Origin of the sequence: Embleya sp. NBC_00896 (genome assembly GCF_045207785.1) — a bacterium.
Lineage (GTDB): Bacteria > Actinomycetota > Actinomycetes > Streptomycetales > Streptomycetaceae > Embleya.
Genome location: NZ_CP108776.1, coordinates 4,364,096 through 4,388,775 on the forward strand (window position 1 = coordinate 4,364,096; position 24,680 = coordinate 4,388,775).

Sequence of the window (24,680 nt, forward strand, 5' to 3'; positions counted from 1 at the left end):
ACCGAATCCATTGGAAGTTAGCGAGAGTAAAGAGTTAAGCTAAGGAACGTGTCCCTGTCCGAACCCGACCGCGCCACGGTGGCAGCCCTCCGTGCCTCGGTGTTGAAGCTCTCTCGTCGCCTGCGCAACCAGCGGGCCGACGAGACCCTGAGCCCCACGCAGCTCTCGGTGTTGACCGTGCTCGTCGTGCGCGGCGCCATGACTCCGGGCGAACTCGCCCGGCAGGAAAAGGTGCAGCCGCCGTCGATGACGCGCGTGATCGCCGGCCTGGAGGAACGCGGCCTGGTCCGGCGTGAACCGCACGCCGACGACCGCAGGCAGGTCGTGGTCTCCGCGACCGAGCCCGCCGCCGCCGTCGTCGAGGAGAACCGCAGGCTGGGCAACGCCTGGCTCGCGGAACACCTCGCGCAGCTCACGCCCGAGGAGAACGAGGCGTTGCGCGCGGCCCTGCCGGTGCTGGAGAAGCTGGCGCAGGCGTAGGGCCGGTGCGAGTCCGGCGCCCCGCGTCGCGGTTCGGTCGTACAGGGACGGGAGTTCATCCGGCCCAGGCCGATCCGTACGACGAAAGGGGAGCCCGTGGCGGCGACAGCCGGCACCTTCTCATCACTTCGAAACCGCAACTTCCGGCTGTTCGCCATGGGCCAGACGGTGTCCAACACCGGTACCTGGATGCAACGCATCGCGCAGGACTGGCTCGTACTGCAGCTCACCGGCAGCGCGACCGCGCTCGGTGTCACCACCGGCCTCCAGTTCCTGCCCATGCTGCTGTTCGGCCTGTGGGGCGGCGTGATCGCCGACCGCTACCGCAAGCGGCTGCTGCTGATCGGCACGCAGACCGCGATGGGCCTGCTCGCCGCCGTGATGGCGGTGCTCGTGCTGAGCGACGCCGTGCAGGTGTGGCACGTGTGGCTGCTCGCGTTCGGGCTCGGCCTGGTGACCGCCGTCGACAATCCCGCGCGCCAGGCGTTCGTGATCGAGATGGTCGGTCGCAAGGACCTCGCCAACGCGGTGAGCCTGAACTCGGCCAACTTCCAGCTCGCCCGGATCGTCGGACCCGCGGTGGGCGGCCTGCTGATCACCGCGATCGGTACCGGCTGGGTGTTCGCGGTCAACGCGGTGTCCTACATCGGTGTCCTGCTCGGCCTGTTGGCCATGCGCGAGGCCGAGCTGCGCACGATGCCGGTGGTGGCGCGCGAGAAGGGTCAACTGCGCGAAGGACTCCGGTACGTCCGGGGCCGGCCCGATCTGCTCGTGGCGATCGCCCTGGTCGGCTTCATCGGCACCTTCGGGTACAACTTCGCGGTCACCCTCGCGACCTTCTCCAACGACGTCTTCCACGCCGGACCGAGCTCGTTCGGACTCTTGAACACGGTGTTCGCGGTCGGTTCGCTCGCGGGCGCGCTGCTCGCCGCCCGGCGCGGCCCCACCCGGCTGCGGGTCCTGGTGGCCGCCGCGATCGCGTTCGGCCTGCTGGAGACGATCGCCGCGCTGATGCCGGGGTTCTGGAGCTTCGCACTGATCCTGGTGCCGATCGGGATCGCCGGTCTGACCTTCAACACGGCCGCGAACTCGACCGTGCAGCTCGGCAGCGACCCGGCGATGCGCGGCCGGGTGATGGGCATCTACATGCTGGTGTTCATGGGCGGTACGCCGCTCGGCGGCCCGCTGACCGGCTGGCTCGCGGAGAGCTTCGGACCGCGAACGGGTCTGCTCGTGGGCGGCCTGATCTCGCTGGCCGCCGCGCTCGTGGTCGGCGTCCTGCTCGCGCGGCACGCGGGGGTTCGGCTGCGGCCGAGCACGGTGGTCCGGGCGATGCGGCCGGTCGGGTCCGCCGACGGGGCTGTCGCGCCGACACGGTCCGAGTTCGGCAATCCCGTGGTCAAGACCTGATAGAGCGTCAGCACGGGTGTGCGACAGGGTGGTTCTTGTCGCAGGATTCACGCCCTCGGGTGACCCAGACCATCGACACTCGACCCGGAACGCTGGAATCCTCGACACATGGACTACGTGCGGTTCCAGCACCTGTTCCAGGCGGAGGGTCTTCGCCTGGGCCAGGCGGCCGTCACGGACATGGACGCGCCGGTACCGTCCTGTCCGGGTTGGACGGTCGCCGACGTCGTACGACATTCCGTGGTCATGTACACCAGCGCCACCGGGCAGCTTCGCCCGGCGCGCCGCCCGAGCGCGGGCGACGCGAGCAAGGGGGATCTGCTCGACACGTACACCCGAGCGCACGCGGAACTCGCGAGCGAGATGGCCGGGCGAAGCCCGCTGGATCCGATCGAAGGGGAGGAATTCGACCCGAGCGTGGTGGATCCCGCCGACGGGGACGGGCCCGAGCCCGGCACCGCCGGCTTCCTGTTCCGCAGGATGGCGCGCGAGGCCGCCGTGCACCGCGCCGACATCGAGATGGCCGTCGGCACGCCCGGCCCGCTCGACAGCCAACAGGCCCTCGACGGGATCGACGAGGTGCTGACCGTACTGCTGCCGACCCACTACGACGGGCACGCGCGCGACGGCGCGACCGGTCGCACGATCGGCGTGCACAGCAACCGGCACCACTGGCGGCTCACCATGCACCGGTCGGGCATCACGATGTCGCGCGACCCGGGCTTCGCGGACGCGGCGGTCAGCGGCGAACCCGACGAACTGCTGCTCTACCTGTGGGGCCGCAGGCCCGGCACGATCGTCTCGCGCACCGGCGACCGGACCGTCCTCGCGGCCTTCCGGCGCCGCCTCGCGGCCTCGATGGTGTGATGGACGCGGCCTGATCCACCGGAATCTCCCGGGCGGGGCCTCCCGCGCGGCGGGTGCGCATGGCCGGAATTCGGCCGCGCGGACCCGCCGCGTAGGCTCTGGGGCGTGAATCCCCGCACCAGAACCCGCGTCGTCACCGCCACCCTGGCCCTGCTGCTCATCGCCGTGATCATCGGCGCGCTGATGCGTTGACCGATGGAGGCTCGAAGAAACGCGCTAGTGCGCGTTGCCGGCCGGGCGGGCCGCGCGGGCCCGATCCACCGCGATCCGCACGAGTGTGGCATTGCCCGCGACCTTGCGGCCCTGTGGGTCGTAGAGCGTGTCCTCCAGCCCGATCCGGGTGTCCAGACCGGCCGCGATCGCCGCGTCGAGCACCGGCCACGCCGACGCGTTCGCGGCGTGCAGCAGCCGCGGCACCGCGACGCCGTGCCGGTCGAGCACGGCTTGGATCCGGTTCGCCTCCGCCAGCGCGGCCGCGGGCTCGCCGACCTCGACCTCGATCAGGACGCGGGTACAGACCGCCGCGAGGTCGTGCTCCACCAGCCGCTCCGCGTCGGCCTCGGTCCACACCCCCGCCTCGACCCCCACGCCCAGGTGCGCGAGCGCGTAGGCGAGTTCGATCGACCCCTCCTCGGACAGGTTCACCGACGCGAGGTCGGGCAGCACCGTCCACGAGCGCACCGCCGCGAGCCGGGCGGCGGGGTCGGCCTCGATCCAGGCACCCGTACTGACGCCGATCGGCACCCCGGGCGCCGCGCCGCGGATCGCCCGGACCACGGCGGTGAGCACGTCCGGCGCGAGGGTCTCGCGGCCTCCGCGATCCCGCGGGTGCACGTGCACGATCGACGCGCCGGCGGCGACTGCGGCTCGACTGTCCGCCGCGATCTGAGCCGGCGTCAGGGGTAGCGCGGGGTGCTCTTCCGGTCGCCGCGTTCCGTTCAGACAAGCCTTGATCAGTGTCATGGGAGGACTCCGGATGCCGTCGTCGCACGAGCCCCCATCCCATCCCCGAATGGCGGCAAACCGCAATGGATTCGGCCGAGCTGTCTCGATATGGTCCGGGATTCGTGCGGGGTCGAACACGGGCTCGGACAGGACCGTCGCCGGGCCGGCAGGCTGGGCACATGACACGGCGGTACGCGTGAAGCGCGCGACAAGAGGGTGGCTGCGCACGTCGGGCGCCTTGACGGCGGCCGTTGCCCTGACCCTGGCGGTGCCCGCGTCGGCCGTGGCCGACTCCGACGTGCTGCTCACGATCAAGGACGAGCGGATCACCGAGTCCAGCGGTCTGGTCGCCAGTGGGTTGCACCCCGACGTCTACTGGACGCACAACGACAGCTCGGACTCGCCCAGGGTCTACGCGATCGGCAAGGACGGCAGTACGAAGGCCACGATCACCCTCTCCGGCGTGGACGCGCGGGACTGGGAAGCGATCACGATCGGCAAGGACGACGCCGGCAACCCGGCGATCTTCGTCGGCGACATCGGCGACAACCTGCACGGCAAGTGGCCCGAGGTGTGGATCTACCGCTTCGCCGAGCCCGCGACGCTCGCCGACGCGACGGTCAAGGCGACCAAATTCCGGGTCAAGTACGACAACGGCCCGCGCGACGCCGAGGCACTGATGATGGACCCGCGCACGAACAAGCTCTACATCGCGAGCAAGGAGTCCGACGGCGGGCTGTACGAGCAGCCGGCGAAGCTCACCACCGGCGGGATCAACACGTTCACGCGGATCTCCTCGGGCGGCTCGACGGTCACCGACGGCGCGTTCGCGCCGGACGGTTCGCGCTTCGTGCTGCGCGGCTACTTCTCGGCCACCGTGTACTCCGCGCCCGGCAAGGAGCTCGACGGGGTGAGCGTGCCGATCCAGCGTCAGGGCGAGTCGGTCGCGTGGAGCAGGGACGGCAAGGAGCTGCTGTTCGGCAGCGAGGGCAAGGGCAGCCAGATCCGCCGGGTCGACCTCAAGGGCGACAACCGCCCGGACTCGGTGCGCGCGGCGCCCGCCGGCGACGGCAAGTCCGACCCGCGGCAGGACGGTTCGAGCGCCGGCGCGCGTGACGGGAGCGACTCGAAGTCCACGTCCGACCAGGCCAAGACCTACGGCCCCGGCCTCCTGGCGGTGGCCGGCCTGGTGGTGCTGTTCGTCGCGTACCGCAAGCTCGGCGGCCGGAAGGGCTGAACCGGGAGGGGCCGAACGGCGGCGCGCCGCCGCGGAACCGGGTCGGCTCCGGGGCGGCGCGTCATGCGCTGCGGACTCGGATCAGAGCTGCTCGATCACGTAGTCGACGCAGGCCGTCAGGGCCTCGACGTCGGCCGGCTCGACGGCCGGGAACATCGCGACACGCAGCTGGTTGCGGCCCAGCTTGCGGTAGGGGTCGGTATCGACGATGCCGTTGGCGCGCAGCGCCTTGGCGATCGCCGTGGCGTCGATCGAGTCCGCGAAGTCGATCGTCCCGACGACCTGCGAGCGGGCCGCGGGGTCGGTGACGAACGGGGTCGCGTACGACGACTTCTCGGCCCAGGCGTACAGCCGGCCGGACGAGTCGGCGGTCCGCGCGACGGCCCAGTCCAGGCCGCCCTGGCCGTTGATCCAGTCCAGCTGGTCGGCGAGCAGGAACAGCGTGCTCAGCGCCGGCGTGTTGTAGGTCTGGTCCTTGACCGAGTTGTCGATCGCGGTGGCCAGGTCGAAGAACGGCGGGATGTACCGGTCCGACGCGGCGATCCGCTGGGCGCGCTCCAGGGCCGCCGGCGAGAACGCGGCGAGCCACAGGCCGCCGTCGGCGGCGAAGCACTTCTGCGGGGCGAAGTAGTAGACGTCGGTCTCGGCCGCGTCCACGGGCAGACCGCCCGCGCCCGAGGTCGCGTCGACCAGCACGAGCGAGCCCGCGTCGGCGCCGGCCGGGCGCGCGATGGGCATCGCGACACCGGTCGAGGTCTCGTTGTGGGTCAGGGCGTACACGTCCACGCCGGCCTCGGCCCGGGGCAGCGGGTGCGTGCCGGGCTCCGACTTGATCACCGTCGGCTCGTCCAGCCACGGCGCGGCCTTGACCGACGTGGCGAACTTGGACGAGAACTCGCCGAAGGACAGGTGCTGGGACTTGCGCTCGACCAGGCCGAACGCGGCGATGTCCCAGAAGGCGGTGGCGCCGCCGTTGCCCAGGACGACCTCGTAGCCCTCGGGCAGGGAGAACAGGCTGCTGACACCCTCGCGAACCCGGTGGACCAGGTTCTTCACCGGCGCCTGCCGATGGGAGGTGCCCAGGAGAGAGGTACCGGTCGCCGCGAGAGCGGCGAGCGCCTCGGGACGTACCTTGGACGGGCCCGAACCGAACCGGCCGTCGGCGGGCATGAGCGCTGCGGGAATCTGGATCTCGGCCACGCGGAGAGCGTAGTGGTGTCCGATTCGTGGGTGATGTGTATTCCGCACAATGAGACGACCGCGCCCACGATGTGGCGCGGCCGGTCTCGACCCGTGGTCGGTTTCGAGGGGACACGTGGTCGGTTCCGGTCGGTTTCGGACAGTTTCGAGTGAGGATGGCGTGGTGACCGAACAGCCCGGGGACCTCGAAGGCGCGCTGCGGGCGCGGGTGCGCGGCGAGGTCCGCTTCGACCCGCAGGCCCGCGCGCTCTACTCGATGGACGCGTCCAACCACCGCCGGGTGCCGCCCGGCGTGGTGGCGCCGCTGGACGCCGACGACGTGCTCGCGGCGCTGGCGGTGTGCCGTGAACTGCGTGCGCCGGTGACCGTGCGCGGCGGCGGGACGAGCATCGCCGGGCAGGCCACCGGCAACGGCGTCGTCCTGGACCTGGCCCGCCACCTGACCCGCGTGCACGACGTGGACCCGGTGACCCGGATCGCGCACGTCGAGCCCGGCGTCGTGCTCGACGACCTGCGCCGCGAGGCCGGCCGGCACGGGCTCACCTTCGGCCCCGACCCCTCCACCCACAGCCGCTGCACGCTCGGCGGGATGATCGGCAACGACGCGTGCGGCTCGCACTCCGTCGCGTGGGGCCGGACGAGCGCCAACGTCGTGTGGCTGGACATCGCGACCATGGACGGCACCCGCATGCGGGTCGGCCCCGGACAGCCGGTGCCCACCACCGGCCGCGGGGCCGAGATCCACGCGGCGCTCACCGCGCTCGCGGACGCCAACCTCGCGCTGATCCGGCGGGGCTTTCCCGCGTTGCCGCGCCGGGTGTCCGGGTACGCGCTCGACCGGCTGCTGCCGGAGAATGGGCGCGACGTGGCCCGGGCCCTGGTCGGCACGGAGGGCACCTGCGTCGTCGTGCTCGGGGCGGGCGTGCGCCTGGTCGAGGCCCCGAAGGCGCGTGTGCTCGCGGTGCTCGGCTTCGCGGACGACTTCGCCGCGGCCGACGCGGCGCCCCGGCTGTTGGCGCACGGCCCGCTGACCGTGGAGAGCCTGAACGCGGGCCTGGTCGCGCTCGCCGCGTCCGCGCGCGACGTCGAGCTGCCGGCGGGCGCCGCGTGGCTGTTCGTCGAGGTCGGCGCGGACACCGTCGCCGAGGCGGAGGCGCGGGCGCACGCGCTGACCGGCGCCGATCCCGCGCTGGTGGTGAGCGACCCGGCCGGGCAGCGCGCGCTGTGGCGGATCCGCGAGGAGGCGTCCGGCACCGCGACCCGGATGGCCGACGGGTCGGAGGCGTGGCCCGGGTGGGAGGACACCGCCGTGCCGCCCGAGCGGCTGGGCGCGTACCTGCGCGAGCTGGCCGCGCTGCTGGAGCGGTACGACCTGCGCGGCCTGCCCTACGGCCACTTCGGCGAGGGCTGTGTGCACATCCGGATCGACTTCGACCTGCTCTCCGCCCGCGGGGTCGCGGCCTATCGCGCGTTCTCCGCCGAACTGGCCGATCTCGTGGTCGCGCACGACGGCTCGCTGTCCGGCGAGCACGGCGACGGCCAGGCCCGGGCCGAGTTCCTGCCCCGGATGTACGGGCCCGAGATCGTCGAACTGTTCGGTCGGTTCAAAGCGATCTGGGACCCGGCCGACCTGCTGAATCCCGGCATCCTGGTTCATCCACACCCTGTGGACGGCAATCTGCGTTTCACCGGCATGCGCACACCCGTCGCGGTGGAGTTCGGCTATCCGGCCGACGGCGGCGACTTCGCGGCCGCCGTGCGCCGCTGCGTGGGCGTGGGCAAGTGCCGCGAGTCGGCCGACACGGCGTCCGGCGGCGTGATGTGCCCATCGTTCCGGGTCACCGGCGAGGAGGCGCACTCGACCCGCGGGCGGGCCCGGCTGCTGCACGAGATGCTGATCGGCGACGTGATCACCGACGGATGGCGCTCGACCGAGGTCCACGACGCGCTCGACCTGTGCCTGTCCTGCAAGGGCTGCCGCAGCGACTGCCCGGTGGACGTGGACATGGCCACCTACAAGGCCGAGTTCCTGCACCACCACTACAAGGGCCGGCTGCGGCCCGCGGCGCACTACGCGCTCGGCAACCTGCCGCTTTGGGCCCGGGCCGTCGGCGCGCTGCCGGGCCTGGCCGGCGCGGTGAACGCGGCGGCGGGAGTGCCGGCCCTGCGGCGCGCGGCGCTCGGCTTGGCGGGCCTGGACCGCACCCGGGAGATCCCGCCGTTCGCGGCCGAGCCGTTCACCCGCTGGTGGCGCGATCGGCCGCGCACGCACGGGAGTTCACGGCCCCGGGTGGTGTTGTGGCCGGACACGTTCACCAACCGGTTCACGCCGGAGGTCGCACGCTCGGCGGTGGCGGTGCTCGAAGCCGCCGGGTTGGCGGTCGTGGTGCCGCCGGGCCCGGTGTGCTGCGGGCTCACCTGGGTCTCGACCGGGCAACTGGGGATCGCCCGGCGGGTGTTGGCGCGCACGCTGCGCACTCTGCGCCCGGCGCTGGACGCCGGCCTGCCGATCATCGGGCTCGAACCCTCCTGCACGGCCGCGCTGCGCACCGACGTGCCCGAGCTGATGGGCCGCGCGGCGGACGGCCTCGCCGCCTCGGTCAAGACGTTCGCGCAGGCCCTGGAGGAGTACGCGCCGCACTGGTCGCCGCCGGTGCTGGATCGCGAGGTCACCGGCCAACTGCACTGCCACCAGCATGCGGTCCTGGGCGACGCCGCCGACCGCAGACTCCGCGCCAGGGCCGGCCTGACCGGCGAACTGGCGGGCGGCTGCTGCGGGTTGGCCGGCAACTTCGGCTACGAGGCCGGGCACGGCGACCTGTCGCGCGCGGTCGCCGCCGACCGCCTGCTGCCCGCGCTCGCGGCTGCGTCGCCGGACGCGGTGACATTGGCCGACGGCTTCAGCTGCCGAACCCAGATCACCCACGTGAGCGAGCGCCGACCGCGACACGTGGCCGAACTCCTCGCCGCCGGCCTGCCCGCGCCCGCCGACCGGACCCCTCCGAGCCCGTCCGGGGTCTGAGGCCGGCCCGGTCGGGGGGACCGGAAAGGTTCACCGGTGCCGTGGCCGGTACTCCCTAGACCAGGTCGCCCGGGTCGGTGTTGGCGCCGCACAGTATGACCGCGACCTTCTCGCCGGGGCCCGGTGTGTACGCGCCCGAGGAGAGGGCGGCCAGCGCGGTGGCCGCGCCGTGTTCGACCACGATGCGGAAGTTGTCCCACAGCGCCTGCCGGGACTCGACGATCGCCTTGTCGGACACCAGGACCGAGAACGCGCCGGTGCGCTGGGCGGTCGCGAGCGCGGTCTGCGAGACCCGGCGCGCGCCGAGCGAGTCGGCGGCCACCGAGTCCACCGGCACGTCCACGACCTCGCCCGCCTCCAACGCGGCGTTGAGCGCGCGGCAGTTCTCCGGCTCGACCGCGACCGTGCGGATCCCGTGCTCCTCGGCCGCGGTGGCGACACCCGAGAACAGGCCGCCTCCGCCGACCGCGACGATGATCGTGTCGAGTCGCCCCGGCACACCCGCGACGATCTCCGGCACGACCGTGCCGGCGCCCGCCGCGATCAGCGGGTTGTCGTACGCGTGCGACATCAGCGCGCCGGTGTCCTGGGCGAACGCCCGCGACGCCTCCAGGGCCTCCGCGTACTCGCGACCCACGAGCAGTACATCCGCCCCGTACGAGCGCAGCCGTTGCACCTTGACGCGCGGTGCGGTCTCCGGCAGGAACACCGTGGCGGTGACCCCCGCGCCGCGCGCCGCCCACGCGCACGCGAGCCCCGCGTTGCCGCCGGAGGCGATCACGACGCCGGCCTCGGGCATGGTGCCGGCCTCGACGTGCGCGGTCGTGAAGTTCGCCGCGCCGCGCGCCTTGAACGACCCCGTGTGCTGGATGTACTCCAGCGCGAGCCACACGTGCGGCGAGGGATGGATCGGCATCAGGGTGACGGGCTGGGTCAGCCCCACGATGCGCTCGGCGGCGCTCCTGATGTCGCCGTAAGTCAGTTCGGACCCGGAGTTCTCCATCGTCAGATCTTCGCAGGAACGCCGACCGCCGATCGTGGCGCGGGGTCTTGGGCTCGGAACGACACTCGTCGCGGGGCGGGAAGGCACGTCCCGACACGGGGGAGCCGGTCGACGAGCCGGTGAGGGTTCGGCCCGCCGCGTCCGGGGGCTTGCGGGCCCGTCCCGGGGGCGTGCGACGCGATCGCGCGCCCCGGAACAGGCTCCCCCGCACGGGTGGGCCGGGGCGACATGATCGGATACTCCGGGCGGTCGTGTGGACACTGGGTTAGGCAAGCCTTACCTTCGGGTCATGACCGTGCTCGATCTTCGGCAGCCCGTGCCGTGCCCCGCCTTCGCGGACACCTTCCGCGCACTGGGCGTCGCGTGTCCGCTGATCACGGTCGAGCCGGGGCACCCGGGCGCGGGCATGCTGCACGCGTCGCGAGTGGCCGAGGACCCCGCGGTGTTGGCCGACGTGCTGGCCGCCGAGCGCCGGCGGATCATCGCGACCCTCGACGCCGACCCCCGGGCCGACGCCGTCGCGATGTGGGCCCTGCACGGCTATGCGTGGTACGCGTGCCTGATGCTCGCCGGCCCGTGGTTCCTGCAACGCAGGGTCCCGCGGGTGACCCTGGACGACGTGTGGATCGACACCGCCGCCGACCGCCTGCGCCGCTCCTTCACCGTCACCGCCGGCACCTTCGCGTGCCTGCCCGACGATCCGGCCGCCGGAGCGCCCGGCGCGCGGGTGGTGGCCGACCCGGCCGCCCTGCGCGCCGAGCTGCTGCGCGGGGTGTCCGAGCACCTGGAGCCGCTGCTGACCGCGTTCCGACCGCACCTGCGGCGCGGTGAGCAGGTCCTGTGGGGGATGGTGGCGGATGAGGTCGTCAGCGGTGTCTGGTACCTCGGCCGGATCCGCGGCGAGGACGAGCGCGCGGTCCACGACCTCGGCGAACTGCTGCCCGGCGACACCGGCCGGTTCAAGCGCGACGCGGGCTTTCGCGTGCTGCCGGGCACGAAGGGGCGCAGCCACTGCAACCGGACGCAGAACGTGTGCTGCCTCTGGTACACGCTGAACCCGGACTCGCTGTGCTCCACCTGCCCCAGGGCCGACGACGAGCGCCAGGTCCGCATCCTGGAGGGCCGGGCCTGACCGCTCGACCGGCCCGGCGCGTCGGCCCCGCGGCCGGGCTCGGGCCGGGGAGCGGACGCGGCGGAACCCCGCTCCCTTGTGGGGAACGGGGCTCCTGGGTGCGGGTCGAGAATCCGCGTCAGCCGTTCAGGTTGCGCACCGTGTGGTCGTAACCGGGGACCTCGGTGATCGGGCGGGCGCCCGGGCCGACGTACAGCGCGGCCGGACGCACGAGGCGCGAGGTGCGCTTGTGCTCCAGGATGTGCGCACTCCACCCGGCGGTCCGGGCGCAGGTGAACATCGAGGTGAACATGTGCGCCGGCACCTCGGCGAAGTCCAGCATCACCGCGGCCCAGAACTCCACGTTGGTCGCCAGGACCCGGTCGGGGCGACGAGCCTGGAGCTCGTCCAAAGCCGCCTTCTCCAGCGCCGCCGCGACCTCGTAGCGAGGCGCCCCCAGTTCCTTCGCGGTACGGCGCAGCACGCGCGCGCGGGGGTCCTCGGCGCGGTACACCCGGTGGCCGAAGCCCATCAGGCGCTCACCGCGGTCGAGGACGCCCTTGACGTACGCCGTGGCGTCGCCGGTGCGCTCGATCTCCTCGATCATGTGCAGCACGCGCGAGGGCGCACCGCCGTGCAGCGGGCCGGACATGGCGCCGACCGCGCCCGACAGACACGCCGCGACGTCCGCGCCGGTGCCCGCGATCACGCGCGCGGTGAACGTCGAGGCGTTCATGCCGTGCTCGGCCGCCGACGTCCAGTAGGCGTCGACCGCCTTGACGTGCTGCGGATCCGGCTCGCCGCGCCAGCGGATCATGAACCGCTCGACGATGGTCTGCGCCTTGTCGATCTCGCTCTGCGGGACCATCGGCTTTTCCAGGCCACGGGCCGACTGGGCGACATACGACAGCGCCATCACGGCGGCCCTGGCGAGGTCGTCCCGCGCCTGGGCGTCGTCGATGTCGTGGAGCGGTTTCAGACCCCACACCGGGGCGAGCATGGCCAGCGCACTCTGCACGTCTACGCGGACATCGCCCGAGTGGATCGGGATCGGGAACGGCTCGGCCGGCGGCAGGCCGGGGTTGAACGCCCCATCCACCAGCAGGCCCCAGACGTTGCCGAACGAGACGTGGCCGACGAGGTCCTCGATGTCCACACCTCGGTACCGGAGCGCGCCACCCTCCTTGTCGGGTTCGGCGATCTCCGTCTCGAACGCTATGACTCCTTCGAGCCCGGGTACGAACTCGGACATCAGGCGGCTCCTCATGCGATCTCGACTGACTTGTGGCCGGGTCCTTCATACCCCGCACTACCACACCATGTCTTCCCCGAACGAGGCCGGGGCGCACGGTGCCGAGAAGGCTCCGCACCTGGGGTCCGCCGGTGGTTCGGGGAGGTGTCTCGGTCGGTCCGGGCGAGACCGGGGTGGGGTCTCGCATGAAGGAATGGACCGATCGAAGTCCGCTGGCAGGATATCTCTCGATATCGAGACGACCTACATCGGAACACGCCGGGGCGAGTGAGGTCCGGCACAACGCGAAACCGGATCGCATGTCCCGGACGTCATCCGAACGGGGGTAGGTGCGCCCTTCGGCGCCTTCGAGTGGTACTCGTTGTGCGTGGAGTTCACCGAGCTTGCCGCCATGCGCCGGCAGTACCGAGGCGAAGGCATCGACGTCGGCGCGTTGCCGCCGGCCCCCTTCCCGCTGTTCACCGCCTGGCTGGCCGAGGTGGCCGCCGCCGAACTGCCCGAGCCGAACGCGATGGTCGTCGCGACGGCCACTCCCGACGGCCGGCCGAGCACGCGCACCGTGCTGCTGAAGGAGTTCGACGAACGGGGCTTCGTCTTCTATACGAACTACGGCTCCCGCAAGGGCGCCGAACTCGCCGCGAATCCGGCGGCGAGCCTGCTCTTCCCGTGGCACGCGCTCGACCGCCAGGTGATAGTGACCGGTTACGCCGAACGGGTGTCGCGCGAGCAGACCACCGCGTACTTCCGCTCCCGCCCGCGCGGATCGCGGATCGGCGCGTGGGCCAGCGAGCAGTCGAGCGTGGTCTCCGGGCGGGAGCAACTGGAGAAGCGGTACGCGGAGGCCGAGGCCGGATTCGCGCACATCGACGACATCCCGGTGCCGGAGTTCTGGGGCGGCGTTCGAGTCGTGCCCGACGCGGTGGAGTTCTGGCAGGGGCGGGAGAACCGGATGCACGATCGGCTGCGCTACCTGCGCGCGGGCGCGGAGGGCGCCGGGGGCGCCGGCGGCTCGGTGTGGCGGCTCGAGCGGTTGAGTCCGTGAGTCGTGCCGGGACCCGGGTCCCGGGACCTGCGGCAGAGTCCGAATCGGTCCTCGAACCGGTCGAACCGGTTCCGAAACGACAACGACCCGCAGGTCGCTTCTCCGATCACCTCGGTGAGGTGGGACGGAGGCCGGGGGACGATCCCGGCGACCTGCGGGTCGGGTGTCTGCCTGGTGTTGCCGGCCGCCTGCCTGCTTCCGTCGCGGTGCACTCACGACGGGGCCTGCCGAGCCGGTAAACCGGAGTGGCGGCTAGCGGGCAGCCACCTCACGCGTCCGAATGCTATGCAACTTCAGACCACCTCCTCTCCCGTGTGCCAGTGAGGTTAGATCGGCGCTCGGCAGCGTGCAACGCATTTTCGAGGTGCCCGATCCCACACCGGAATCAGGAATAGATGTAGGGCGCATTGGGCTTGGATGACGAGGGTGTCCCCTGCCTCTCAGCGCGTCTCGAAACGCATAGCCGGAGCCGTCCTCGCGGACGTCACACCGCTGCGCGAGTTCCCCGACTTCCGACGGTTGTGGTTCGGCCACTCGGTGTCCTCGCTCGGCCAGCAGATGACCGCCGTCGCGGTCGCGATCCAGGTGTACTCGCTGACCGAATCCAACTTCGCGGTCGGCCTGGTGGGACTGTGTTCGGTGATCCCGCTGATCGTGTTCGGGCTGCTCGGCGGCGCGATCGCGGACAGCGTGGACCGCCGGATCGTCGGCCTGGTGAGCGCGGTCGGGCTCGCGTCGGTGTCGATCGTGCTGGCCGCGCAGGCGGTGCTCGATCTGGGACTCGTGTGGCTGCTGTACGCGGCCGTCGCCGTGCAGTCGGCGTTCTTCGCGGTGAACAACCCCGCGCGGACGTCGATGATCCCCAAGCTGTTGCCGCCGGAACGGCTGCCCGCGGCCAACGCGTTGAACTCGATAGCCATGGCGCTCGCGATGACGATCGGGCCGATGCTCGGCGGGTTGGTGATCGGGCTGTGGAGCTTCCAGGCCGCCTACCTGATCGACGCGCTCGCGTTCTCGGCGGCGCTGTACGCGATGTGGCGGCTGCCGTCGATGCCGCCGACGCGGGCCGAGGACGGGCGGAAGCGGGCGTCGGTGCTGGACGGGCTGCGGTTCCTGCGGAGCCGGCCCAATATCCGGATGACCTTTCTCAGCGACATCGTCGCGATGGTGTTCGGCATGCCGCGCGCGCTGTTCCCGGCGATGGCCGCGACGTTGTACGGGGGCGGGGCGACCACGGTCGGGTTGCTGGTGGCGGCGCCCGCGGTGGGGGCGCTCGCGGGTGGGCTGTTCTCCGGGTGGCTGGGGCAGGTGCGGCGGCAGGGCCGGGCGGTGGTGATCGCGGTGATCGCGTGGGGTTCGTGCATTGCGGCCTTCGGCCTGGGCGGGCCGCTGTGGCTGGGGCTGATCCTGTTGGCGTTCGCCGGGTGCGCGGACACGATCAGCATGGTGTTTCGCAACACGATCATGCAGGTGGCTACGCCCGACGAGATGCGGGGGCGGTTGGCCGGGGTGTTCATCGTGGTGGTCGCGGGTGGGCCTCGGCTCGGGGACTTCGAGGCGGGGTCGGTGGCGGCGTTGAGCACGGAGCGGATCTCGGTGGTCAGTGGGGGACTTGCGTGTGTGGTGTTGGTGATCGCGCTTTCGCTGCGTTGGCGTGGGTTTTGGCGGTATGACGCGCGGGACCCGCAACCGTAGGGGGACGGTGGCCTCAAGCGCCGGCCGGGCTGAAAGGTGGCCTCAAACGCCGGCCGGGCTGTTTGGCCTCAAACGCCGGCCGGGCTGAAAGGTGGCCTCAAGCGCCGGCCAGGCTGTTTGCCTCAAACGCCGGCCAGGCTGTTTGGCCTCAAGCGCCGGCCGGGCTGGAAGGTGGCCTCAAGCGCCGGCCGGGCTGAGTGGGTTGGGCGGCTTGGGGTGGGTCAGTGGTGGGACTTGGTTTGGCGGCGGCGGGCCCAGTACAGGGATGTGATGCCCAGGGTCAGGACTGTTGCGGCGGTTGTGGCTATGACAGGGAGGGATTGGTTGTCGGTGCCGGTTTCGGCCAGGTCGGGGTGCTTGGGGGCGGCGGCGATCGGGGTGGTGGTGTCGGCGGTGGGGGTGGGGGCGGAGGTGGGGGTGATGGCGGTGGTTGGCTTGGTGGTGCTTGGGCCGCCGGGCTTTTGGTATGCCTTGTCCGCTGCTTCCTGGGCTTCCTTGCCCGTGGTGGTCCTGCCGCTGCCGTCGAAGACGACGTCGGAGCACGAGTAGAACGCCTCGGCGCTGTCCGTGCGCTGCCAGATGACGTAGAGCAGGTGCCGGCCCGACCTGGCCGGCAGCTTGCCCTTGAACGTGTAGGTGCCGGCGTTCACCGTCGGACTACCGGTCAGGAACGGCTTGGCCTCCAGGTCCGACCACTTCAGCGGCTTGGTCGGGTCGTAGCCGTCCTTGGTGAGGTAGTACTCGAAGCCGCCCTTGTGCGGGGCCGACGCGAAGTACTGGAACGTGTACTCCTTGCCCGAGGGCAGGTTGGTGGTCGGCCAGTCGGTGCGCGGCAGGTCCAGGCCCTTGTACACCGGGTTGCCCGCGCTGCACAGCTCGCCGTCCTTGATCAGCTCGCGGTGCCGGCCGTTCGCCTGGCCGATGGAGACCGCGTTCGGGTCGTAGAACGCCGCGGCGCTGCCGGTCGCGGCCTTGGCGGCCCGACACGCGGAGTGTTGGGGGTTCTCCGGCGTCTCGCCGCCCTGCGCGGAGCAGATCTGGATCCGGCTCGGCGGATTCGAGGACGTGCCGTGTGCCGAGGCGCTTCCCGTCGCGAGCGACGTGAGCAGGAGGGGCGCGGTCGCCAGGACGGCGACGGAGGCCTTGCGTCGAATGCTCATCAGACTTCCTTACGAGTACAGCAGATGCCGCCGGGGACCGGGCAGCACGCTCGGCGTGCTCCCGGTGCCTGGAAGCTAGCGCCGACTCGAAAGGAAAACCGCTGATCAGAGGCCCTGCCGGGATCCTTATGGCGGGCTTAGGGCCCGGATCGGCGGCGGTTAAGGCTGCCTTGGGAATCGGGTCCCGGCAGGGCCTTGGTACGGCCGGCCCGCCCTACGCGCGCGGGGCGATCCACACCTGTTCGGCGTGCGCGGCGACGCGGCCCTCGGCGTCGTACAGCGTCGTCGCGGTGCGCACCTTGCGGCCGTCCCGGCCGAGTCGGCGGCCGACCACGACGCACGGCTCGTCCGGATACGGCAGCGCGTACACGTGCGCGGTCATCCGGCCGAGCAGCAGCGCGGTGTCCTGATCCATGCCGGTCCAGCCGCCGGGACAGTCGAGCGCGGCCCACACGAACTCGCCCGCGATCTGCTCGGTGTCGGGCGCCACGAGCGAGGCGTGCGGGATCCACAGGCACGCGTCGGTGTCCGGGCGGTCCTCGAGCATCCCCGGGAACAGCCGCAGGCCGTCGCCCTCGGCCCGATCCGGTCCGCACACGAAGCAGTCGGTGTACGGATTCCACGCGGCGAAGCCGGCGAACGCGGCGCTCGCCTCGCGGGCCTGGTCGGGGGTGACCGGGTCGATCGGCGTCGGCAGCGTCGACGCGGCGTCGACCGCGATCGCCTCGGCGATCGGGCCCTCGCCCTGATGCAGCGTCAGCGGACCGCCCTCGGCACCGAAGTCCACCGTGAGGGAGCGGTCCAGTGGTGCCGGGCGGCGCAGCGTCACGGTCACCCCGGCCGCCGGCTCGCCGGCCACGCGCGCGGCCAGCAGGCCGGCCACGTAGCCGCCGTTGCCGCTACCCGGCGGTCCGTTGAACCTGGCCGGCACCACGATCGTGGCCGATCGCGGATCGGATGGGCCGGGCTGCTCGGACACCTGCTCGGGCCGACTCGGCGACGAGGACTGGGACCGCGCGTCGGTATGCACTGCCGGGTTCACCTCAGGTAGAAGATCCGGTCCGCGTGTTCGGCCAGCAACCGCTCGTTCCACGCGGCGCCGCCCTCGATGTTCGCGGACATGAACACCGGGGGTTCGAGCCCCCGGGAAACCAGATGGCCGATCACGCCGACCATGAGCGTCTGCATCACCGCCGAGCACACCACGCCCGAGGTCGGGCCGATCCGCTGCGGCACGCCATCCGCGTCGAGGGCGGCGTCACCGGGCGGGATGGCGGTGTCCAGGACGAAGTCGCAGTTGTCGAGGAGTCTCGTACCCGAGGGATGCCGCGGGGACTCGGCCTCGCTCGCCGCGATCGATGTGACGCCGACCACGAGCGCGCCGCGCTCGCGCGCCTGGCGGGCCATCTCGACGGGCAGCCCGTTGCGTCCGGACAGCGAGATCACCACGAGCACGTCGCCGGCCCGCAGGTCCGCGCCGTTCAGGACCGGGCCGGCCAGCTCGGGGAGCTTCTCGATCGCGCTGCTGGTGGTGATCGGCCGGACCGCGAGGTCGTTGCCGGGGGCGATCAGGGGGTTGGCCAGAATCAGACCGCCCGCGCGGTAGACCACGTCCTGCGCGGCGAGCGCGGAGTGCCCGCCGCCGAACACGAACAGCCGGCCCCCGGCGGCCAGCGCGCCCGCGACACGGTCGGCGGCCCGGTCGATGGTGGACAGCTCGACGTCCCGCAGTCGCTCCAGCAGCCCGATCGCCGCGTCGAGGTAGCGTGCGCCCAGCTCGACCATCCCCGGTCCTTCCCTTCGTTCGTGCACGGATCCGGCACCTTACCGCCGGATGGCCCGGTCGCGACGTGTACACGATCGAGGGATCCCGAGGGAATGCGGGTCTTCCGGGATGGCAATGGCATATCGGAACGTTATGAACGTACGCACTCGACATCGTGGGCCCACACGGGCGGCACACACGTACGGATGACGTGCGGGAGCGGGCGGGACGGCACGAGAACGGGCAAGCCGCGCGGACCCGATCGGCCGGACGTCCGCATGGGGGGTCCAGGTGCGTCAGAATTGGACGGCAGGACCACCAAGAACGGAGCCGCTGGTCGTGAGTGGACTCATCGACACCACGGAGATGTACCTCCGGACGATTTTCGAGCTGGAGGAGGAGGGTGTGGTCCCGCTGCGGGCGCGGATCGCGGAACGGCTGGAACAGAGTGGGCCGACCGTGAGCCAGACCGTGGCACGAATGGAGCGGGACGGGCTGTTGACGGTCGAAGGTGACCGTCACCTGGAACTGACGCCCGAGGGGCGGGGAATCGCGACTCGGGTCATGCGCAAGCACCGGCTCGCCGAGTGCCTGCTCGTGGACGTCATCGGATTGCCGTGGGAGCAGGTGCACGCCGAGGCGTGCCGCTGGGAGCACGTCATCAGTGAGCAGGTGGAACGTCGCCTGCTCGAATTGCTGCGCTACCCGAAGGAATCGCCGTACGGCAACCCGATCCCGGGCCTGGAGGAGTTGGACCAGGAGCTGCACGCCGACTCGTTCAAGGAAGGCGGTCTGGTCACGCTGCTCGAGTCGGCGGGACCGGAAGGCAAGAACGTCGTGGTGCGGCGGCTCGGCGAGCCGCTGCAGACCGACGCGCAGCTGATGTACACGCTGCGCAGGGCCGGAATTCGGCCCGGCGCGGTCGTGAGCGTGCACGAGTCCGCGGGCGGGGTGATGGCGGGCAGTGGCGGCGAGGCCGCGGAACTGTCGCCGGAGGTCGCCTCGCACGTGTTCGTCGCGGCGCGGTAGTTGCGTGTCCGCGCGAGATTAGGGGCCCTCGGAGCCGAGTCGATCGGTTCCGGGGGCCTCTGCCGTGCCGCTGCGGGTGCGTCTTTGGTGGCTTGGGTGAGGTGATCCCACCCGCACCACCCGTTGCGTTCAGTGGGAGGGCTGGGGTTTTTACAGCCCGGGGGAGGCGTGATCGGGCCTCGTGGCCCGGGCGGCGGGTCTTGCGCTACCTGGCCTCGGCCACCGCTCGGCCGCAGGCGTAGGCGATCGGGCTGACCAACTCGCGGGCCTCGGGGAGCCAGCGGTTGAGTTCGGTGGGTTCGCGGGCCCAGGAGGCGCTGCCCGAGGTGCCCATCCGGGACGGCGGGGCGACGACCCAGTCGCCCTCGCCCTTGGGGATCAGGTCGATCGGACTGGAGCCCCAACCGATCCGGCGCAGCATCTCGCCCATCTTGTCGCGCGCGCCGGGCAGTACCAGGAACTGGAGCCGCCGGGTCGGGGTCGCGATGACCGGACCCATGGGCAGGCCCATCCGCTCCAGCCGGGCCAGCGCGAGGCAGCCGGCCTGCTCGGGGACGTCGATCACGTCGAAGCCGCGGCCGGTCGGCAGCAGGATCGCCGCGTCCGGGTGCTCGCTCCACCAGCGCCGCACCAGCACGGGCGAGCTGGCGGCCTGGACCGCCCAGTCGCGCAGAATCGGGTGCGCGCCCGGGGTGGCGCATCCCGGATGGCCGCAGCTGCAACGACGCCCCACGCTGTTCTCGACGACCGAGGCGCCGGGAACCACGTCCCAGTGCCGATCCTCGGCGTAGCGGACTGCGGTATCTACAAGCGTGTCGCGGGCGAGCTGCCGGGCCCCCAGGGTGTCTTCCACGTGCTGCACAACTGCGGGGCCCCGGGATGGTTACGGCCGGCCGCCGCCCCGCTGATCGTCACCCGTACGGTGCACGCCCGGCGGGGCCCGGTCGTGCGCCGCGAGCGCGCGCTCCGGGTGGGCGAAACGGGATGATCAGGGGTGATGGGATCACCGGCGGCCATCCGGCGCAAGGGGGGCGCATAGGTGCAGAACGGGGGGCGCAGCGAGAGGTGCCCTATCCGCTGCTCTATACGGGTCACTACGCTCCGTACTCGGATGACAGTTCATACGACCGCCGGGCAACGTCCGCCATTCCGTCCACGACCGCCCCCCGGCAGGTCGACCGCGTCCGCTTGATACGCATACGGACCGACCAGGCATCAGGGCCCGGACACGACGGCACCGAGCACACCCCCGTCGCGCCGATCCCGCATGCCGGGACCGCACCAACGGTCGGGGAGGGAACGCCGATGGCCGCGCGAACGCAGGCGACAAGGCAGCCCAACGAGAGGTTGACGGCACTGATCCAGGAGGCCGGCTGTTCGAACGCCGGGCTCGCCCGCCGGGTCAACATGTGCGGGGCCGAGCACGGCATGGACCTGCGCTACGACAAGACCTCGGTGGCCCGCTGGCTGCGCGGCCAGCAGCCGCGCGGCGCGGTGCCGAACCTGATCGCCGAGGCGATCGGCCGCAAACTCGGCCGACCGGTCACCGTCGAGGAGATCGGCATGGCCGACGGTCGCAGCCTGGCGACCAACGTGGGCCTGCAGTTCGCCGCCACCCCGGCGGCCACCGTCGAGGTGGTCACCGAGCTGTGGCGCAGTGACGTCAACCGCCGCGACTTCCTGCTCAACTCGTCGGTCGCGGTGGCCGCGCTCGTCGCGCCCAGCCGCGACTGGCTGATCACCGAACCCGACGCGCAGGTGGCCCGGATCGGCGGGCCGCGGGTGGGGGCGTCCGACATCGAGGCGGTGTGCGCGACCACGGACATGCTGTCCGCGCTCGATCACCGCTTCGGTGCCGGGCACATCCGCCCGGTCGTCGTGCACTACCTGGGCAGCGTGGTGACCCAGCTGCTCAACGGGACCTACTCCGACGAGACGGGCCGCGCGCTGTTCGCCGCCGTTGCCCGACTCACCGAGCTGGCCGGTTACATGGCCGTGGACACCGGCCAGCCGGGTCTCGCCCAGCGCTACTACATCCAGGCCCTGCGGCTGACCCAGGCGGCGGGCGATCGCGCCTACGGCGGATACGTGCTCGCGGCCGGGATGAGCCACCTCGCCGGCAGCCTCGGCAACCCGCGCGAGATCACCCAGCTCGCGCGCGCCGCGCAGGAGGGCGCGAAGCACGAGGCCACGCCCACGACCCAGGCGATGTTCCACGCCGCCGAGGCGCGCGGACACGCGCTGCTCGGCGACGCGCGCGCGTGCGAGGCGTCGCTCGCCCGGGCGCGGTCGGCGATGGACGTCGCCATGCCGGACGACGACCCGTCCTGGATAGCGCACTTCTCGCAGGCCTACCTCGCCGACGAGTTCGCGCACTGCTACCGCGACCTGGACCGGCCGCGCCAGGCCGAGGCGGCGGCCCGCGCCGCCCTGGAGGGGCACGCCGACACCCGGGTCCGCAGGCGCGCGGTCGACACGCTCCTGCTCGCCACCGCGCACCTGCAGCAGAACCGGCTCGACGAGGCCTGCGCGGTCGGCGCGGACGCGCTCGACCTGGTGGGCCGGCTGCACTCGGCACGCGGCCTCGAATACCTCAAGGACTTCCAGCGGCGGCTGGAGCCGTACCGGGACGAGCACGTGGTCCGGGAGTTCGCCGAGGCCGCGCACGCCGTCCCGGTCTGACCCCCGCGACACCCCCGAACCGGAGCCGTCTCGTCGTCCGTCGCACAGTCGTGGGCGCACCGCCCGACGGCGAACCGCTGTTCGTCTCTCGAACGTCTGAGTTACCGTCGGGCGGCAGGGGTATCGGTCGCCGGGCGATCCGCGTGATCGCACGGCCGCCGGGGGCAACGGTTCTCGAGGTGACGAACGGGTGGGTGGCATGGGATCCGGTGGAACGGACGGCGGCGCGGGACGGGGGCCGAACGGCGGGGGGCCGGGGCCGTCGCCTTTCGGCCCGCTCGAACTCCCGCGCGACGAGACCGAGGTGCTGCCCAGATTCGACGAGTACGCGGACCAGGGACCACCGCCGCAACAACAACAGGGGTACGACCCTCGCCAGTACCCCCCGAACGCTCCATACGATGCGAACGCGCCCCACAACCCGGCCGGCCGGGCCGGCGCGGCCCCGCTCGGGCCGCCGCCGAACCTCGCGCCGCCCGCCGCGCCGTCGTATGTACCGCCCCGGCCCCCGCACGCGCCACCGGGTGCGCCGGGCGCCGGGGCTGCGCAGCCGGGTGCTCCGGGGCCGGACCCGTACCGCCCGAGCCCGCCGCCCGCCGCCGGACCGGCCGACGCGACGCAGGTCTTCCCGGCCAACCTGTTCCGGGACGGCCCCGGCACACCGCCAGCCGGATCCGCGCAGCCGATGCCGCCGGCCCGCTCGGCACAGCCCGCCGGGTATCCCGGACCGCAACCCGCCGGATACCCCGCGCCGCAGCCCCACACCCCGCAGTACGCGCCCCCGGCCGGCCCACCGCGCGGACCCGCCCCCGGCGACTACCGCGACGGCGGCGGCCGGAACCGGACACCGCTGATCGCCGCCGGTGTCGGCGCGCTCGTCGTGATCGCCGCGATCGGCGTGTTCGCGAGCGGCGCGTTCGGCGAGAACGACAAGAACGACAAGAACGACAACGCGGACAAGAGCGGCGCCTCCACGAGCGCGCCGCCCACCCCGTCGGGAAGCGCCGCGCCCAAGTCCGCCGAGCCGCCCGCCAAGGCCGACGACTCCGCCGGCCAGGCATCCGCCGTCGACCGCCTGCTCCAGATCAGCGCGGGCTCGCGGCAGACCGTGTCGCAGGCGGTCCAGAAGATCCAGCGCTGCGACGACCCCGCGGGCGGCGCGCAGTCCCTCGGCGAGGCCGCCCGACAGCGCGACGAGCAGATCGCCGGGCTGGACAAGCTCAAGACCGACAAGCTCGCCCGCGGCCCCGAACTGGTCAGCGGGCTGCGCACCGCGTGGACCGCGTCCGCCGAATCCGACCGCGAACTCGCCGCCTGGGGGACCGAGATGGCCCAGGGCGGCTGCGCCGACCACAAGGCCGAGAACACCGAGCACAAGCGCGCCGCCGACCGCGCGAGCGGCCGGGCCACCAGCGCGAAGAGCCAGGTGGTGGCCATCTGGAACCCGATCGCGGCCGACAACAACCTCAAGAAGCGCGGCGCCGGCGAGATCTGACCCGGCGTCGACGCGCTAACTCCCGCGTGACCGTCCGGCAACAGCGCCGTAACACGCGTCGGCGAGTCTCACCCCATGGAGACAGGCACGGGGGCCGAACCGCTCATCGGGTTCACCATCGGCGTCACCGCGGCCCGGCGCCGCGAGGAACTCGTCGCGCTGCTCCAGGCGCTCGGCGCCAAGGTCGTCGACGCGCCCACCGTGCGCATCGTGCCGCCCGCCGACGACCCGGTGCTGCGCCGCGCCACGGAGCAGGTCCTCGAACGCCGACTCGACTACGTCGTCGCCACCACGGGCGTGGGCTGGCGCGGCTGGCTCGGGGCCGCCGAGGGGTGGGGCAGGGGGGCTCGCGTGATCGCGGCGTGCCGGGCCGCCGTACTGGTCTGCCGTGGACCCAAGGCCACCACCGCCGTGCGCGCGTACGGCCTGCGCGAGGTGTACTCGCCCGGCTCGGACGCCGGCGACGAAGTGCTCGCGTGGCTGCTCGCGCGCGACCTGCGCGGGCGCCGGATCGCCGTCCAGGAACACGGCGCGCCCCTGGAGGGCTTCGCCGACGCCCTGCGCGAGCGCGGCGCCGACGTGATCGAGATCCCCGTGTACCGCTGGGGCCCGCCCGACGACCCGGGCGTGGTGCGCCGACTCGTCGAGCAGACCGCGCGCCGCGAGATCCACGCGCTCACCTTCACCAGTGCCCCCGCGATCGGCGCGTTCCTGGAGACCGCCGAGGAACAGGGCAGGCGGGCCGACGTGTTGGCCGCGCTGCGCGGCGACGTGCTGCCGGTGAGCATCGGCCCGGTATGCGCGCGGCCGCTCGCCGAGCAGGGCGTCGAGTCGGTGTGGCCCGAGCGGGGCCGACTCGGCTCGCTGGTCCGCACGATCGCCGAGACGCTGCCCGCGCGGGCCCGCCGCGAATTGGACACCGGCAAAGAGCGACTCGTCCTGCAGGGCAACGCGCTGCTGGTCGACGGCCGGACGATCTGGCTGCCCCCGGTGCCCGGCGCGGTCCTGCGCGCGCTCGCCGAGAAACCCGGCTGGGTGCTCAGCCGGGCGGAGTTGCTGCACCGGGTGTGGGCCGACTCGCGCACGGACGAACACGCGGTCGAGGCCGCGATCGCGCGGCTGCGCGGCGCACTGGGGCCGTACGCGGGGCTGGTGCGAACGGTCACCAAGCGCGGGTATCGGCTGGCCGTGGATCCGTGAGCAAAGCGGTATATTTCCTCCGCGCGTTACCCCCCGCCTGGTAGGAGCAGAGGACCAACCCGCACCATGGCTGGGTGACAGGGGG

The 24,680-nt window shown here is 72.3% G+C and carries 20 protein-coding genes; 12 read left to right on the forward strand and 8 right to left on the reverse strand.

Annotated features, from left to right (window positions below; translation table 11 throughout):
• The first annotated feature begins 48 nt into the window (after nt 1-48).
• The 3 genes from OG928_RS19915 (at nt 49) to OG928_RS19925 (ending at nt 2,757) form a co-directional block, all read left to right on the forward strand.
• Nucleotides 49-480 carry a MarR family winged helix-turn-helix transcriptional regulator gene (locus OG928_RS19915; RefSeq protein ID WP_406285615.1) on the forward strand — a complete coding sequence of 144 codons (432 nt, stop codon included), beginning with the start codon at nt 49-51 and terminating at the stop codon, nt 478-480.
• 96 nt (nt 481-576) lie between these two features.
• Nucleotides 577-1,890: an MFS transporter gene (locus OG928_RS19920; RefSeq protein ID WP_406285617.1), complete on the forward strand. Its 1,314-nt coding sequence runs from the start codon at nt 577-579 to the stop codon at nt 1,888-1,890.
• Between the two features lie 108 nt (nt 1,891-1,998).
• Nucleotides 1,999-2,757, forward strand: a complete 759-nt coding sequence (locus tag OG928_RS19925) for a maleylpyruvate isomerase family mycothiol-dependent enzyme (RefSeq protein WP_406285619.1) — start codon at nt 1,999-2,001, stop codon at nt 2,755-2,757.
• Nucleotides 2,758-2,973: 216 nt separating this feature from the next.
• Here OG928_RS19925 and OG928_RS19930 read toward each other — a convergent pair whose 3' ends face one another.
• Nucleotides 2,974-3,720 (reverse strand): 3-keto-5-aminohexanoate cleavage protein, encoded by a 747-nt coding sequence (locus OG928_RS19930; RefSeq protein ID WP_406285620.1) that lies wholly within the window; start codon nt 3,718-3,720, stop codon nt 2,974-2,976.
• 178 nt (nt 3,721-3,898) lie between these two features.
• Between OG928_RS19930 and OG928_RS19935 the strand changes: the two genes are divergently transcribed.
• Complete coding sequence (locus tag OG928_RS19935) at nt 3,899-4,939, forward strand: hypothetical protein (protein ID WP_406285622.1); 1,041 nt, start codon at nt 3,899-3,901, stop codon at nt 4,937-4,939.
• An 81-nt stretch (nt 4,940-5,020) separates the two neighbouring features.
• Here the strand turns inward: OG928_RS19935 and serC are convergent, their stop codons facing one another.
• Nucleotides 5,021-6,139, reverse strand: a complete 1,119-nt coding sequence (gene serC, locus OG928_RS19940; protein WP_406285624.1) for a phosphoserine transaminase — start codon at nt 6,137-6,139, stop codon at nt 5,021-5,023.
• 160 nt (nt 6,140-6,299) lie between these two features.
• On the opposite strand from serC, the gene OG928_RS19945 reads away from it, so the two are divergent.
• Nucleotides 6,300-9,161 (forward strand): FAD-binding and (Fe-S)-binding domain-containing protein, encoded by a 2,862-nt coding sequence (locus tag OG928_RS19945; protein ID WP_406285626.1) that lies wholly within the window; start codon nt 6,300-6,302, stop codon nt 9,159-9,161.
• A 55-nt stretch (nt 9,162-9,216) separates the two neighbouring features.
• On the opposite strand, the gene OG928_RS19950 is transcribed toward OG928_RS19945, so the two are convergent.
• The gene (locus tag OG928_RS19950; RefSeq protein ID WP_406285628.1) at nt 9,217-10,164 is read right to left on the reverse strand and encodes a threonine/serine dehydratase; all 948 of its coding nucleotides are present in this window, start codon (nt 10,162-10,164) and stop codon (nt 9,217-9,219) included.
• 289 nt (nt 10,165-10,453) lie between these two features.
• Here OG928_RS19950 and OG928_RS19955 point away from each other — a divergent pair, with 289 nt between their 5' ends.
• Nucleotides 10,454-11,296 (forward strand): (2Fe-2S)-binding protein, encoded by an 843-nt coding sequence (locus tag OG928_RS19955; RefSeq protein WP_406285630.1) that lies wholly within the window; start codon nt 10,454-10,456, stop codon nt 11,294-11,296.
• Nucleotides 11,297-11,414: 118 nt separating this feature from the next.
• On the opposite strand, the gene OG928_RS19960 is transcribed toward OG928_RS19955, so the two are convergent.
• Nucleotides 11,415-12,527 (reverse strand): citrate synthase 2, encoded by a 1,113-nt coding sequence (locus OG928_RS19960; protein WP_406285632.1) that lies wholly within the window; start codon nt 12,525-12,527, stop codon nt 11,415-11,417.
• Between the two features lie 391 nt (nt 12,528-12,918).
• On the opposite strand from OG928_RS19960, the gene pdxH reads away from it, so the two are divergent.
• Together pdxH and OG928_RS19970 are read left to right on the forward strand one after the other, a co-directional pair.
• Nucleotides 12,919-13,569 (forward strand): pyridoxamine 5'-phosphate oxidase, encoded by a 651-nt coding sequence (pdxH, locus tag OG928_RS19965; RefSeq protein ID WP_406291086.1) that lies wholly within the window; start codon nt 12,919-12,921, stop codon nt 13,567-13,569.
• Nucleotides 13,570-13,986: 417 nt separating this feature from the next.
• Nucleotides 13,987-15,264: an MFS transporter gene (locus OG928_RS19970; RefSeq protein ID WP_406285634.1), complete on the forward strand. Its 1,278-nt coding sequence runs from the start codon at nt 13,987-13,989 to the stop codon at nt 15,262-15,264.
• A gap of 221 nt (nt 15,265-15,485) precedes the next feature.
• Here the strand turns inward: OG928_RS19970 and OG928_RS19975 are convergent, their stop codons facing one another.
• The 3 genes from OG928_RS19975 to OG928_RS19985 form a co-directional block, all read right to left on the reverse strand.
• The gene (locus OG928_RS19975; RefSeq protein ID WP_406285636.1) at nt 15,486-16,424 is read right to left on the reverse strand and encodes a lytic polysaccharide monooxygenase; all 939 of its coding nucleotides are present in this window, start codon (nt 16,422-16,424) and stop codon (nt 15,486-15,488) included.
• A gap of 214 nt (nt 16,425-16,638) precedes the next feature.
• Complete coding sequence (locus OG928_RS19980) at nt 16,639-17,454, reverse strand: hypothetical protein (RefSeq protein WP_406285638.1); 816 nt, start codon at nt 17,452-17,454, stop codon at nt 16,639-16,641.
• An 8-nt stretch (nt 17,455-17,462) separates the two neighbouring features.
• A complete protein-coding gene (locus tag OG928_RS19985) occupies nt 17,463-18,209 on the reverse strand; it encodes a sugar isomerase domain-containing protein (RefSeq protein WP_406285640.1) in 747 nt (248 codons plus the stop codon).
• 319 nt (nt 18,210-18,528) lie between these two features.
• Here OG928_RS19985 and OG928_RS19990 point away from each other — a divergent pair, with 319 nt between their 5' ends.
• Nucleotides 18,529-19,218, forward strand: a complete 690-nt coding sequence (locus tag OG928_RS19990) for an iron dependent repressor, metal binding and dimerization domain protein (RefSeq protein ID WP_355538171.1) — start codon at nt 18,529-18,531, stop codon at nt 19,216-19,218.
• 205 nt (nt 19,219-19,423) lie between these two features.
• Here the strand turns inward: OG928_RS19990 and OG928_RS19995 are convergent, their stop codons facing one another.
• A complete protein-coding gene (locus OG928_RS19995; protein ID WP_406285643.1) occupies nt 19,424-20,080 on the reverse strand; it encodes a bifunctional DNA primase/polymerase in 657 nt (218 codons plus the stop codon).
• A 443-nt stretch (nt 20,081-20,523) separates the two neighbouring features.
• Here OG928_RS19995 and OG928_RS20000 point away from each other — a divergent pair, with 443 nt between their 5' ends.
• The 3 genes from OG928_RS20000 (at nt 20,524) to OG928_RS20010 (ending at nt 24,595) form a co-directional block, all read left to right on the forward strand.
• Nucleotides 20,524-21,900, forward strand: coding sequence for a transcriptional regulator (locus OG928_RS20000; RefSeq protein WP_406285645.1), 1,377 nt, complete (start codon nt 20,524-20,526; stop codon nt 21,898-21,900).
• Between the two features lie 199 nt (nt 21,901-22,099).
• Nucleotides 22,100-23,395, forward strand: a complete 1,296-nt coding sequence (locus tag OG928_RS20005; protein WP_406285647.1) for a hypothetical protein — start codon at nt 22,100-22,102, stop codon at nt 23,393-23,395.
• Nucleotides 23,396-23,470: 75 nt separating this feature from the next.
• On the forward strand, nt 23,471-24,595 hold the full coding sequence (locus tag OG928_RS20010; RefSeq protein ID WP_406285649.1) for a uroporphyrinogen-III synthase: 1,125 nt from the start codon (nt 23,471-23,473) through the stop codon (nt 24,593-24,595).
• Nucleotides 24,596-24,680: the final 85 nt, after the last annotated feature.

Bases quoted from the DNA above. Each gene is read 5' to 3' on its own strand.
- OG928_RS19925 (WP_406285619.1), top strand. From the start codon at position 1,999: ATGGACTACGTGCGGTTCCAGCACCTGTTCCAGGCGGAGGGTCTTCGC.
- OG928_RS19975 (WP_406285636.1), bottom strand. From the start codon at position 16,424: ATGAGCATTCGACGCAAGGCCTCCGTCGCCGTCCTGGCGACCGCGCCC.
- OG928_RS19950 (WP_406285628.1), bottom strand. From the start codon at position 10,164: ATGGAGAACTCCGGGTCCGAACTGACTTACGGCGACATCAGGAGCGCC.
- OG928_RS20000 (WP_406285645.1), top strand. From the start codon at position 20,524: ATGGCCGCGCGAACGCAGGCGACAAGGCAGCCCAACGAGAGGTTGACG.
- OG928_RS19955 (WP_406285630.1), top strand. From the start codon at position 10,454: ATGACCGTGCTCGATCTTCGGCAGCCCGTGCCGTGCCCCGCCTTCGCG.
- OG928_RS19960 (WP_406285632.1), bottom strand. From the start codon at position 12,527: ATGTCCGAGTTCGTACCCGGGCTCGAAGGAGTCATAGCGTTCGAGACG.
- OG928_RS20005 (WP_406285647.1), top strand. From the start codon at position 22,100: ATGGGATCCGGTGGAACGGACGGCGGCGCGGGACGGGGGCCGAACGGC.
- OG928_RS19930 (WP_406285620.1), bottom strand. From the start codon at position 3,720: ATGACACTGATCAAGGCTTGTCTGAACGGAACGCGGCGACCGGAAGAG.
- OG928_RS19970 (WP_406285634.1), top strand. From the start codon at position 13,987: ATGACGAGGGTGTCCCCTGCCTCTCAGCGCGTCTCGAAACGCATAGCC.
- pdxH (WP_406291086.1), top strand. From the start codon at position 12,919: ATGCGCCGGCAGTACCGAGGCGAAGGCATCGACGTCGGCGCGTTGCCG.
- OG928_RS19985 (WP_406285640.1), bottom strand. From the start codon at position 18,209: ATGGTCGAGCTGGGCGCACGCTACCTCGACGCGGCGATCGGGCTGCTG.
- OG928_RS20010 (WP_406285649.1), top strand. From the start codon at position 23,471: ATGGAGACAGGCACGGGGGCCGAACCGCTCATCGGGTTCACCATCGGC.